Origin of the sequence: Pseudoalteromonas phenolica (genome assembly GCF_005876835.1) — a bacterium.
Lineage (GTDB): Bacteria > Pseudomonadota > Gammaproteobacteria > Enterobacterales > Alteromonadaceae > Pseudoalteromonas > Pseudoalteromonas phenolica_B.
In genome coordinates, this window is the sequence record NZ_PPSW01000056.1 from 1 (window position 1) to 12573 (window position 12573).

General features: G+C 40.2%; 12 protein-coding genes and 3 tRNA genes. 9 read left to right on the plus strand and 6 right to left on the minus strand.

Annotated elements, in window-relative coordinates:
• Window positions 1-121 precede the first annotated feature (121 nt).
• The gene (locus C1E24_RS20395; protein ID WP_138484713.1) at window positions 122-1729 is read right to left on the minus strand and encodes a methyl-accepting chemotaxis protein; all 1608 of its coding nucleotides are present in this window, start codon (window positions 1727-1729) and stop codon (window positions 122-124) included.
• Between the two features lie 55 nt (window positions 1730-1784).
• Entirely contained in the window at window positions 1785-2153 is a 369-nt protein-coding gene (locus C1E24_RS20400) for a hypothetical protein (protein ID WP_138484714.1), read from the minus strand.
• A gap of 200 nt (window positions 2154-2353) precedes the next feature.
• On the opposite strand from C1E24_RS20400, the gene C1E24_RS20405 reads away from it, so the two are divergent.
• Window positions 2354-3256 carry a DMT family transporter gene (locus C1E24_RS20405; RefSeq protein ID WP_138484716.1) on the plus strand — a complete coding sequence of 301 codons (903 nt, stop codon included), beginning with the start codon at window positions 2354-2356 and terminating at the stop codon, window positions 3254-3256.
• Here C1E24_RS20405 and C1E24_RS20410 read toward each other — a convergent pair.
• A complete protein-coding gene (locus tag C1E24_RS20410; RefSeq protein ID WP_138484718.1) occupies window positions 3253-3954 on the minus strand; it encodes a hypothetical protein in 702 nt (233 codons plus the stop codon). The two genes, C1E24_RS20405 and C1E24_RS20410, sit on opposite strands and share 4 nt — an antisense overlap.
• A 139-nt stretch (window positions 3955-4093) precedes the next feature.
• Between C1E24_RS20410 and C1E24_RS20415 the strand changes: the two genes are divergently transcribed.
• A complete protein-coding gene (locus tag C1E24_RS20415; protein WP_138484720.1) occupies window positions 4094-5542 on the plus strand; it encodes an ATP-binding protein in 1449 nt (482 codons plus the stop codon).
• On the plus strand, window positions 5543-6229 hold the full coding sequence (locus tag C1E24_RS20420; protein ID WP_138484721.1) for a response regulator: 687 nt from the start codon (window positions 5543-5545) through the stop codon (window positions 6227-6229).
• 43 nt (window positions 6230-6272) lie between these two features.
• Here the strand turns inward: C1E24_RS20420 and C1E24_RS20425 are convergent, their stop codons facing one another.
• Complete coding sequence (locus C1E24_RS20425; RefSeq protein WP_138484723.1) at window positions 6273-7856, minus strand: lytic transglycosylase; 1584 nt, start codon at window positions 7854-7856, stop codon at window positions 6273-6275.
• Window positions 7857-7935: 79 nt separating this feature from the next.
• Window positions 7936-8697 carry a hydroxyacylglutathione hydrolase gene (gloB, locus tag C1E24_RS20430; protein WP_138484725.1) on the minus strand — a complete coding sequence of 254 codons (762 nt, stop codon included), beginning with the start codon at window positions 8695-8697 and terminating at the stop codon, window positions 7936-7938.
• 51 nt (window positions 8698-8748) lie between these two features.
• Here gloB and C1E24_RS20435 point away from each other — a divergent pair, with 51 nt between their 5' ends.
• Window positions 8749-9501 (plus strand): class I SAM-dependent methyltransferase, encoded by a 753-nt coding sequence (locus tag C1E24_RS20435; RefSeq protein WP_138484727.1) that lies wholly within the window; start codon window positions 8749-8751, stop codon window positions 9499-9501.
• A gap of 9 nt (window positions 9502-9510) precedes the next feature.
• Here the strand turns inward: C1E24_RS20435 and rnhA are convergent, their stop codons facing one another.
• Window positions 9511-9978 carry a ribonuclease HI gene (rnhA, locus tag C1E24_RS20440; RefSeq protein ID WP_138484728.1) on the minus strand — a complete coding sequence of 156 codons (468 nt, stop codon included), beginning with the start codon at window positions 9976-9978 and terminating at the stop codon, window positions 9511-9513.
• Between the two features lie 70 nt (window positions 9979-10048).
• Here rnhA and dnaQ point away from each other — a divergent pair, with 70 nt between their 5' ends.
• The 5 genes from dnaQ to C1E24_RS20465 all read left to right on the plus strand — a co-directional run bounded on the left by dnaQ (window position 10049) and on the right by C1E24_RS20465 (window position 12530).
• A complete protein-coding gene (gene dnaQ / locus C1E24_RS20445; protein ID WP_138484730.1) occupies window positions 10049-10759 on the plus strand; it encodes a DNA polymerase III subunit epsilon in 711 nt (236 codons plus the stop codon).
• Window positions 10760-10771: 12 nt separating this feature from the next.
• Window positions 10772-12136 (plus strand): TIGR03503 family protein, encoded by a 1365-nt coding sequence (locus tag C1E24_RS20450; protein WP_138484732.1) that lies wholly within the window; start codon window positions 10772-10774, stop codon window positions 12134-12136.
• 98 nt (window positions 12137-12234) lie between these two features.
• Window positions 12235-12311, plus strand: a tRNA-Asp gene (locus C1E24_RS20455).
• Window positions 12312-12338: 27 nt separating this feature from the next.
• A tRNA-Asp gene (locus tag C1E24_RS20460) sits at window positions 12339-12415 on the plus strand.
• A gap of 38 nt (window positions 12416-12453) precedes the next feature.
• Window positions 12454-12530, plus strand: a tRNA-Asp gene (locus C1E24_RS20465).
• Window positions 12531-12573 lie beyond the last annotated feature (43 nt).

Here is a 12573-nt window from a genome sequence, read left to right on the forward strand (position 1 = left end):
CAAATAATTACTGATTGGTATGATTCACCTTGCGCAAAAGAAGCGCTCTCACTGCGTTCGCAGTCGCTAATTTTGCACTTTACTTGCAAGTAATGCGTAGTCACCAACTTGACACTTAATCCTAAAAAAGCTCTGCTTCTTGATGAGATAGATTACCTCGTAGGTTTTCAACCATTTTTGTTAGGTCTCTATTTGCATTTGCCACAGTTCGGGATACATTGTCGCTTTGGGCCAATTTCTTATAATTGTCAGAAATAACTTGGAGTTGAATTAATGTTTCATGAAGCGTTTCTGATATTTTTGTTTGCTCACTGGCAGAGTCTGTAACTTGCTGGTTTAGACTCTTCATTTGTTCCATTTCTTGGAGAATCTCCTTCAATGCTATTTGTGCATCTTGGCTCTTCTCTGCGTTATCAGCTGTTATTTTAATTTCATGCTGCATTGCAGCTACAGCTTGTTTGGATGTAGCCTGAAGTTCATCTATAACGGAGGTAATACTCATAGTTGATTGATGGGTTTTAGACGCGAGACTTCGAACCTCATCTGCCACAACAGCAAAGCCTCTGCCTGCTTCTCCAGCTCTTGCAGCTTCGATTGCGGCATTGAGTGCGAGTAAGTTGGTTTGTTCTGCTATAGAGCCAATCATATCGAGCACACCGCTAACACTTGCAGCTTTGGATTCTAGAGACTCTATGACAATCGACGTATTTTCTACCTCTCTAACAAGCTCCTTCATGCTATTAGCAGACAGCTCCATAGTATCTCCACAGTTACTCGCTTTTTGTGTGACTAGGGTAGTTGATTGCAAAGCTTGTTGAGTAAGTCCTTGCAACCTCGTTGCAATTTCAGATAATCCATTAATGGTACTTTCCATAGTTTGAGAGCATGCGACTTGTTCTTCAGAACCTCTGCTTATTTCATTGCTAACATGATCTATTGCTTCAAATGCATCTTCAACTTCTCCTTTTACAACAGCTATGTTTGAGACAGCTTCAACAATATGATTCTTTATTTCCGTTATGGCTTGACTGAGTTGACCCACTTCATCATTGAAGGGGTAATCCATGTGCAAATCATATTTCCCATTAGAGATCTCAACTGTTTTATCTATCAAATCTCGTAGAGGTAAGATAATTGCTTTGTGTATAAAAAGTAGGATACCGAGTATTGCAACTATAGCTATGAAAAATGACATTATTGGATAGACAGTCATAACAGTAGATTGCTGTTGCTCTAGGTTGCTCTGAACTTCAGTAAAGTGCTTAGTTACTGCGCTTCTTTTTTCTATAAGTCCTCGAGCGAAATCTCTGTCAATGCCTCTTACCATTGTATCGCTTTGTTTATAGTTTTTATTTAGAACAAAGCTTCTTTGAGCTTTCTCATAAGCTTTTAGCATAGATTGATGCTGATTAATAAACCGAGTTGTCCAATCTCCTTCTTCAAAAGTTTGCAGTTGCTTTAAATCTTTCTGCACACTTTTATGAAGAGAAAGGAATTCTTGCCAATACTTTTCTTCATTTCTGAGTAGCAGGTTTTTCCATGCTTGAACTTGGCTTTTGAAAGATGACTCTGCGTTGGTAATTAGAATAATGCGTTGCTGATCTTTGTTGACTAAGGATTGGTAATCCCAAATCAAAAACTCAAGTTTTAAGATGCTGAATGTATTTGCGGCTAAGATTAAAGAAATACCTAAAATTATAGGGACCGCAACCTTACTTTTTATATTCATACCACTCACCACTAGATTTAGATTTTAAAAGTGTGAGTGACATTCTTTATTTTGTCTAATTAGTATTCAAGTTACTTACTTTTAGCTGGTTGTAAGTTCTGAGGCTCATAATCATTAAAGTAGCAGCAATTAAGCCGCTTGCTATATGGTGAATAACAAGATGACTGGCTAAAAAGGCAGGAATATCGCTGAAGTCGTCAATAAATATAATTTTTCCGATAAAAGCAATGTAAACACTGATGTGCCCCCAAAGTGCTATTTTAAACTTTTTACTAAACCTAATTATCAACAACTCTGAAAGTTTTTTGTGCATGACTTTTAAAAGTAACAAGCTGGAAAAAGCAGTTACTATGGATAATATACCAAAGCCAAGAATTGATAGTTTGATAAGAACAGCGGTGATGATATAGACGATAATTGTCATAGTTCCTCCGAATAAAGGGCTCATAATATGAAAAATTGCAGATATGTCTATCAGATGTATATGTTGATTAAAGCAGTTATTATCTTCATTAATGTATCGTTACATAAAACTGTATGATGAGACCAATGTACCGATAACATTTGTGCATTTTAGTCAGTATAATTTCGACCTCTTCAATTTTTTATTCCCAAGGAAAATTTATGCCCGTGCAGGGGTCGTATCTATTTGTGATCTTAGTTTGGTCAACAACACCGCTTGGTATTGTCTGGAGCGCCGAGACGATGCCACCAACACTAAGTGTTTTTCTACGTATGTTGATTGCATTGGTGCTTGCCATTGTCACTGTGTTTGCTCTAAAAATACATGTGCCGTGGTCGAAAAAGTCCTGCCTGTTATATTTCTATTCTGCTGCAGGCATTGTAGTGGGTATGCTTTTCAGCTATTTGGCAGCTCAGACTGTGCCTTCCGGTGTGATTTCTCTAGTGTTTGGTCTTGCGCCAATAATCTCGGGTCTTTTTGCGCAAAAAATATTATCAGAACACGCTTTTACACCCGTTAAACTAATCGCCTTATTGTTCTCTATACTCGGCTTGTTTTTAGTGTGTAAAACGCAAATTCAGCAATTGAATGTACCTGTTGAAGGGATTGTCTATGTGCTCATGGCAGTAACAAGTTTTAGTTTAAGTGGCGTAATGATTAAGACAGTACCAATTGCAATCCACCCAATGGCAACAACGCTAGGGGCATTGGCATTTGTAACGCCTGTTTTTGCAATGATTTGGTTAGCAGCAGGTGGTGAGATTAATTATGAACAATGGCAAATGAAGTCAATTTTAGCTACGGGTTACTTAGCACTTTTTGGTTCATTGTTAGGATTCTTAGCCTATTTTCATGTACTGCAAAAGTTACCGGCAAGTACAGTTGCCTTAACGACTTTGATCACCCCTGTTTTTGCGGTAAGTCTGGGCGCGTTTCTGAATGATGAGGTTTTAACGTCATCGCTTTTAATTGGCGGTACTATGATTTTGCTAAGCTTATTTCTTTACCAGTTTGGTGATAAGTACATCAAACGAAATAAGCTAGAAGCGGTTGAAAAGGCCTAAATCTTTAAAAGTGTACACACGGTTTCAACACGTGTTTGAAAACAGCTAGCGATGAGTAATACGCGTTGATGCGCATTGTCTAGCTGTTCATTTACTTTTTCTTTAACTAAAAACTGACATGTCGCATGTAATAGACCCGGTTCGCTTTGCTGAGACGTTTTTGACTGTATTTCAATAAGGGCTAAAAGAGCAGAAAATTCATGGTCTGGCAATTTGGCTAAGTTATGATTAAATGCAAGATAACAATCGATAGGGCGCATGCTTTGATGATTTTTATGCCCGAGAGCGAGAGCAAGTGATTCATTTCTTTCAAATAACATAAGAGACCTTAAAAAGTTAAACGGCCATTGTGTTTGCTGAGCATTAGAGCAAAGCGCATGAATAACCGTGTTGCCTTGTCTGTTGGCTTGCTTATAGCCCTCAATTTCAGTGAGTGCATTCGAGAAAAATGCCAGTCGCTCTAATGTATTAATACCAGTGATCAGTCCTTCAGGTAGTGCTTCTTTTGTTGTGATTAGCTGCTTGCAAAGATCTTGAAAAAATACGTAGGTCTCTTGGTTCTTTATTGCTTGCTCAAAACAGAACTTTAATACAAGCGTACAGTCAGAATCGCTGAGTTGACTATAAAACTCAGGCAGTTTATCTACTTGTTGTGACTTTATATAAGAAATAAATTTCTGAAGTGTTTGGTTTTGCACTGTATTCGGGATCTTTTTTAAATTTAGTTTATAGTATCAAATTTGAGGTTTAGGAAAACAATAAACTGCGCCTGTAACTTCCACATTCTTTACACATTCATGGCGGAACATGATCTTGAGTCAATTTTTTGAAGTTAAAATGAAGACGCTTAGATTACCTATTCGCATAAAAATATTAATTATGCTGCTGTTAGCTAATTCGACATTGGTATTGGCCATATTTTTGGCTAATCAGATAGCATTTGATAAAAGCTTTTCTGACTATGTTCAAAGTCAAACTAAAGCGCGTCTTGAGCCAGTTATTGAAGCTTTTCACCAAACAATGGAAACGCAACAAAATGTTGACTGGCTAGATAGAAGATCGCGATATTGGAAAAACTTAATGCGAACTTACCATCAAGTAAGTGCCGCCAATGAGGCCTTACCTAAAAAACGTCCAAAGCCTAGCAAGGATATGCGCCCACCTCATCGAGGAGAGCGAAGAGGCAGGGGACCTTCAGATAAACTATTTTTTAAAGCGCTAGATGGTACATTATTGGTAGGTAGGCCAGCAATGGTTAAAGATGCCCTTTGGATCCCTGTGTATTGGCCTGAGATGGAAGGATATAAAATTGGCTATATAGGTGTTGAGAATGGATCGATGGTAACGGGAAAGTTTGAAACACTATTCGCTAAGCAGCAGCGTCAACACTTTGTTGTCATTGCTATTATTGCTTTTGTAGTGACTTTTTTACTGTCTATCCCTTTTAGTAAATATTTAGTCAGACCAATACTTGCATTAAGGCAAAGAACAAAAAACCTCACCAGTGGGGATTACTCGTTATCAAAACAAATCATTCGCAGAGATGAATTAGGCCAGCTTGAAAGTGACATGAACTTGCTGGCAAAAACATTGGCTGAAAATTTGACTGCCCGACAACGTTGGATAGCTGATATTTCTCATGAATTAAGAACCCCGATTGCTGTTATTAAAGCTGAAATTGAGGGCATGATTGATGGCGTCATAGAAGCAGATGAAGCGCAGCTTGATTCATTGCATGAAGAGATCATGCGACTTACCAAATTAGTTAACGATCTTCACCAGCTTTCGATGTCAGATAGGGGGTCTTTGTCCTATGAAAAGTCGCAAATGGTTTTGCCTGAACTCATAGAACGCAGTCTTGAAAAAAGAAAAAGTGAGCTTAGTCACTTTGATTTGCAGTTTGATTTCAGCCCCAGGTGCTTCTTGTTCTGTGATGCGCATCGTATGGGACAGTTATTCGATAATTTATTGCAAAACACGTTACGCTATACAGATGCATCGCCAGAAAACAAGGGGATGTTAGACATCAAGGTGAGCAGGATTGGGCAAGGGGTCCAAGTTATATGGCAAGATAGCAGCCCAGGAGTAGAGTCTGAGCAGTTGTCACACCTCTTTGATAGACTGTACAGAACAGACTCAGCCAGAAACCGTAAAACAGGTGGTTCGGGACTTGGATTGGCGATATGCCAGAATATTATTATGGCGCATAATGGCGAAGTACACGCAGAGCAAAGTAAGCTTGGTGGATTAAAATTGACGATAGAATTCAAATATAAGGAAAATTAAATGGTGACTGCATATTCGGTCCTTATTGTTGAAGATGAAGAAAAGCTGGCTGCGATTTTAGCAAAATACTTATCAGCTTCAGGTTTTGAATGTCATGTCGTTACTGATGGTGGCGAAGTAATGACAGCATTTGAGCGCTATAAGCCTTGTATGGTGCTGTTAGATATCATGTTACCTAACGTTGATGGTATAACTTTGTGTAAGCAGATCAGGGCTCAAAGCCAGATACCCATCATTATGACGACAGCTAAGGTTGAAGAAATTGATAGGTTGATTGGTCTTGAAGTTGGTGCGGATGATTATGTCTGTAAGCCATATAGCCCAAGAGAAGTTGTAGCCAGAGTAAAAGCGATCATGCGTCGAGTAAATTATGTTGCAGAGCAAAACCAAGAAGCTCTTCATGGTTTAGAAGTTGATGAGCAAACATTTATGGCAAGGTTCAATAATGAAAGTATTGCACTCACACACGTTGAGTTTCTATTGCTTAAAGCCATGTATGTGCACCCAGGGCGTATTTTCAGTCGTGATAAACTGATGGATCATATTTATTCAGACGACCGGATTGTGAGCGATAGAACGGTTGATAGCCACATCAAGAAACTTCGTAAAAAATTACAAAGCATTGCACCTGAAGCCAATTTTATTCACTCGATTTATGGAGCCGGCTATAAGTTCGAACCTATCTAAAAAGAGAAGCACCCTTGGGTGCTTCTCTTTTTAGTACATCTTTTTAAGACGTGCGTTTTACATCGACTTTTAGCTTTAACTTTTGCCCCGGCTGAAGATACTTTTGCCCAAATAAGTTATTCCACTCGACAATTTCTTTTACCGTTAAGTTAAACTTAGAAGCAATACGGGCTAAAGAATCACCACGTCTAACCTTGTAAGTAATGGTTCGGGTAGTAGAAACTAGTCCGGTTGGTTTGCTTGCTTCTTTTGTTTGATAAATTGTGAGCTTTTGCCCGAGCTTTAATACGCTGTTGGTTTTTAGCTTATTCCAGTTAGCAAGCTGCTTTACTGTAACATCATACTCTCGGCTGATATCCCACAGTGTGTCACCAGATTTCACCGTATGTGTTTTTTTAGCGCTCGTAGACTTATTCGCGGCAACTCTGACCGACTTTGGTAAGTGCTCACTATTGATTTTTCCATCGCTTAGAGGAACAAGCAGTTTTTGGTTGACACGGATAATGTGGGTATCAAGCTTATTAAGAGATTGAATGGTTTTACTGCTCGTCGAAAACTTTTTAGCAATCACAGATAGAGTGTCACCGCGTTTCACCGTGTAGTATTGCCAACGCAACCTGTCTTTCACTGGTGTTTGTGCGAGTTTGTTTTTAAATGCATCCGCTTTATCACTGGGGATCAGTAATTGATGTGGACCATCAGGTGCGGTTGCCCAACGGTTAAACCCTGGGTTTAAACGGTATAATTCAGTGAGGCTTAAATCAGCCATGTCAGCGGCAAGGGCTAAATCAATTTGTGAGCCGACATCGACAATCTCAACTACCTGTGCATTAATAATTGGCTTCCAATTAACATTGAACTCTTCTTGTCGTTTTAATAGATCTGATAACGCTAATAACTTTGGCACGTAAGCCGTCGTTTCTCTTGGTAAATCAAGCGACCAAAAATCAGTTGGTAAATGCTTTTTACGATTCTTTCTGATGGCTTTTAAGACGCGTCCTTCACCTGAGTTGTATGCTGCAATGGCATTCAGCCAGTCACCTTCTAAAGTTTTATGCAGGTAACCCAAATAGTCTAAAGCCGCACGCGTTGACTGTACTATGTCTCGGCGACCGTCATACCACCAATTCTGATGTAAGTTAAAACGCTCTCCCGTCTGTGGCATAAACTGCCAGATACCTGACGCGCTTCTATGCGAGTAACCAAATGGGTCGAACGCACTTTCAACGATGGGGAGTAAAGCTACCTCGATCGGAATTTGGCGTTTTTCTACTTCTTCAACAATAAAGTACAAATACGGCTCTGCACGCTTTGATATACGGTCTAGATATTTTTGATGGCGTTGATAATAGTTCCTCTCAGCCACAACAGGGCGGTTTTGAGGCACTGAAATTGAGAGTTGGTAACGAATACGTTCCCATACATCATCGAATACAGGAGCCGGTTCGTCTGCTTCTACTGGCTCTGTGATTGAATTAGCAAGCGCTTCGCTAATATCTAAAGGGCTTGCTAGGTTTTCATTAGCAGCCGTATTGGTGATCTCTGATTGATCTTTTGGTGTGTCAGTTAGGGTTTGACAACCCGTTAACAACGAGAGCGTTAAAACTAAACTTGCAGACTTTTTCATAGTGATTCATATTCGAGCAAAAACCGCTCAATTCTACAGATTCTCTTGCGTTATTTAAAGTAATCACATGGTAACTTGGTTAAAATTCATCTTTCCAAGCCCTTAAAGCTGCAAATTTTTGCCAGTTTTTATTTGTATCTTGAATTAAATGCTTAGGTACATGTACAAGGCTATTTTCTTCAGAGGCTCTTAAAAAGGGATTTACAGCCCGCTCAAGGCCAAAATGTGTCGGTAAACTTGGCTGATTATCATCTCGAAGCTTTTGTACTTTTTCGATATACGCTAATAAGTCTGCATTGTTAGGTTCAACAGCTAAAGCAAATTTAAGGTTGGCTTGCGTGTACTCATGGGTGCAGTAGATAAGCGTATCATCGTCACATTCGGCAAACTTTTGTAAAGAATGCCACATCATTTCAGCGTCGCCTTCGAATAAGCGGCCGCAGCCAGCACTGAATAAAGTGTCACCTGTAAAGCAAAAAGCATCGTTCATATAGCAAATATGATCTAAGGTGTGACCTGGCGATGAGATGATTTTAAATCTTGTATCAGCAACGGTTATTTCATCACCGTCATTTAGTTTGTGTGAGATACCTTCAAAAGGGGAGTTTTCAGGGCCATAAACAGGAATGTTTTTGAACGCCTTAAGTAAAGCCTCAACGCCATTGGTATGATCCCAGTGATGGTGGGTGATTAGAATACCAGCCAGCGTTGTGTGAGTTTGTTTTAAATAATCAAATACCGGTTCAGCTTGCCCTGGGTCAACAACCCAAACTTTATTTTCTTTTCTCAATGCCCAGATATAGTTATCAGAAAAAGCTTTAATTGGATCAACTTGCACCATAAGTATTTGCTCTATAAAGTGTAGATGGGTTTAGTATAACGAGCATCAATAATGAAACCAGCATTAAGTTTTCGGTCTGGACCAAAACCATTAACTTGGTCTGACTTTCCACATGGCGATTATATAAAAGTCGGCTTAGAGCGAAGAATGAAAGCTTGGTTACCTAGGATGTTTGGATATCACTTACTTAAACTAGGCTCATTAAGTGGTCAGCTTGATACATCAAAATGTGTGATCCCTCATCAAGTGAATGTATCTCCCAACCAATGTAAGAAAACCAGTGTGGTTGCTGAAATTGATGAACTCCCTTTTTCGGAGCACAGTGTTGATGTATGTGTGCTGGCCCACAGTTTAGAATATGAAAGTGATCCTCATCACATTCTGCGTGAAGCACATCGTACTTTAATTCCTGGTGGCTACTTGGTTATTTCAGGGTTTAACCCGTTCAGTTTATGTGGATTGGCGAATTTATTGCCGTTTAGTTCTCAAAAGCTGCCGTGGTCAGGGCGTTTTTTTACCCCTGCTAGGGTGAAAGATTGGTTAGACTTACTGGGGTTCGAAATAATCAGTGATGAGCGCTTTGTCTATGCATCGTTGGCTCGTGGCAGCCGTTTATCTCGTTTTGCGCCTTGGCGGCGTTTTTGTCGTCATTATTTAAAACCCATGGGCAGCTGTTATATGCTGGTGGCACGAAAGCGGGTCGCACCTTTAACACCAATTAAACCTAAGTGGCACGCAAGGCCCAAATGGGCACCTGCGGTTAAAAATGCGGGGCTTAGACAAACTCGAAACAAGTCGAACTAACAACAAAATTTAAGCTGCTTGATATCCTTCATCTTCAAGCAGTTTTGAACTACCCGCAGCTTCTCTGGCCAAGTCATCTACGATTTCATTATATTTATTGCCACTGTGACCTTTTACCCAACGCCACTCTATGTCATGTCTTTGACAGGCTTCATCGAGGCGCTTCCATAAATCAACGTTTTTAACTGGCTTCTTTGCGGAAGTAAGCCAGTTACGCTTTTTCCAACCTGCAACCCAAGACTCGATACCTTGTTTAACATATTGGCTGTCGGTATGTAGCACGACTGTGCAAGGTCGTTTAAGGGTTTCGAGTGCAACAATGGCAGCGAGCATCTCCATTCTATTATTAGTAGTGAGTTTATAGCCTTGAGAAAGCGTTTTTTCATGGCCTTGATAATGAAGATAAATGCCATACCCACCAGGTCCGGGATTGCCTAAACATGAACCATCGGTATAAATCTCTACGCTTTTTTGCACGAATTAGCCTGTTTTTATGTAGAATAAAGTGATTAGTTGCTAACAATAGCAAAGTTAACAGGCAGACGATATGTTAAAGAGACAAATAGTCCTGGATACTGAAACCACAGGTATCGACCCGAAAGCAGGGCATAGGATCATTGAAATTGGGTGTGTTGAACTCATTAATCGCCGTTTAACAGGAAATAACTTTCATGTGTACATCAACCCTCAGCGTGATATTGAAGAGGAGGCAATCGATGTTCATGGTATCACCAATGAATTTTTAAGAGATAAGCCGCTTTATCATCAAATAGCACAAGAGTTTTTTGATTATATAAAAGGGGCTGAGCTCATTATTCATAATGCACCGTTCGACGTCGGCTTTATGGATAACGAATTTGCGCTGTTACAGCAAGGCTACCCCAACACTCACGAGTATTGCGAAGTGTTAGATACGCTTGTGATGGCGAGAAATCTGCATCCTGGGCAGAAAAATAATCTTGATGCATTATGCCGACGTTATGACATAGATAACGCCAAACGTACGCTTCACGGCGCATTACTGGATTCAGAGATCCTTGCTGACGTTTATCTAGCAATGACGGGTGGTCAAGTAAAAATGAACTTGGCGAATAATACCGATGACACATCGCAAACTGATAACACCAGTATTCGACGTTTGCCTGATAACCGTCCGGCACTTAAAGTTGTTAAGGCTTCTGCCGATGAAGTAATAGCGCATGAAGAAAGGCTAAAAATCGTTAATAAAAATGGCGAGACTCTTTGGCAACTAAATTAAGGTAAATTTTATATGAAGCGATTATTGTTAGTGCTGCTCTTATTGTTTGTTCATGAATGTATTGCACTCACAACAACCCCGTCGATTACGTTGTTGAAGAATAATCGCAAAGTAAATGAAGTTCCGCTGTTAGATAACCGCTTCCGTATTGATCATAAAGTCGAGAAAATAACACTGCTTTTCTTTCGTAAGCCAGGCTCCCCAGCGGTTATCTTAGTCAAACCTGATGGTAGTAAATACTACGCGCATCATGCTATGAAAGATGAAATGCTAGAGTGGTACGATGAAGCAAGCTATGACCTTATTACCATAGAAAACCCAACGCCAGGTCCTTGGCAGGTAATAGGTAGAGTGCAACCCGATAGCCGAATTATGGTGTTAGGTGACATTGAGCTGGTGGTAGAGCCATTACCTAAACTGATGTTTAGGGGAGAAACACTCAAAGTGACTGGCCAAGTAACGAACGATGATAAGCCTATCGATGTCGGCTATTTTCGTGATGTGGTCAGCCTAATCGTCGAGTTCGTGAGTACCAACAATGATCAATATGACAATTTTGGGGCTGGCACACAAAGTGTGACCGAATTTAAAGATGATGGTCGCGAATTTGATGAAAGACCAATGGACGGTATTTTTACTGGAGAATTTAAACTTGTTTTTCCTGCAGGTGAGTGGCAACCAGAGTTCTATATTGAAACGCCTATTCTTAAACGCAGGGTAGTACAAGCACCTATCGTTATCGCAGAGCCACCCTTTGAGTTTGATTTGACGCTTGCCAGTAATGCTACAGCTAGTCATGAACTGTTGATTAAGCTGGATCAAAATATCATCAAACCTGAAACGGTTATTTTTCAAGGCAAAATATTTTATCCAAACGGTGAAGAGCAAATCTTTACGATTAACCCAGAAGCGCGTCTTTACCGCAAATTAGAAGTAAGTAATTACGATTGGGGTCGTTATCAAATCGAGTTTTCTGTCTTTGGTGAAAATATCAATGGTCGAGAATTTATGGCCAAGTTACCTATGTATAACTTTGAGATTGAAAGGCCAATTGAGAAGGTACCTGAGTTACAAGCGCCAAAAGTAAACCCTTTACTTGCTAAATTACCTCCTCCAGAGCCTGAACCCACTTTGAGCACAGGTGCGTTAATAACGATTATTGCTGTTGGTAATGTTTTTGTGATGCTAATTGGCTGGTTAGCTATCAGAGTTTTTGTTCAAAAGAAATCAATTAAGCTGAAAATTAAATTTCCGTCATTCAAGAAAAAGCAATCGACAACAGAACAGGATGACGACAAAGATAACGCAAATGATCCGAATGGTTCAAAAAATAACAAATCAGGTGATATTTTGAACCTTTCTATGGATGGAGACTAAAAAAGACAGTTTTTTTAAAAAAAACAGTTGACTCTAAACAGGTCGATTCGTATTATTCACGCCGCTGTCAGGGAGCAACCTGACAACAAGAATAAAGCGGAGTGGTAGTTCAGTTGGTTAGAATACCGGCCTGTCACGCCGGGGGTCGCGGGTTCGAGTCCCGTCCACTCCGCCAATTATTCTAAAATTTGTAAGTCGCGCTGGAGTGGTAGTTCAGTTGGTTAGAATACCGGCCTGTCACGCCGGGGGTCGCGGGTTCGAGTCCCGTCCACTCCGCCAATCTTACAAAATGCCTTTAGGCACCCTTTCCTAAGTGTGGAGTGGTAGTTCAGTTGGTTAGAATACCGGCCTGTCACGCCGGGGGTCGCGGGTTCGAGTCCCGTCCACTCCGCCAATTAGGAAAAGATTAAAACTCAGTGGAGTGGTAGTTCAGTTGG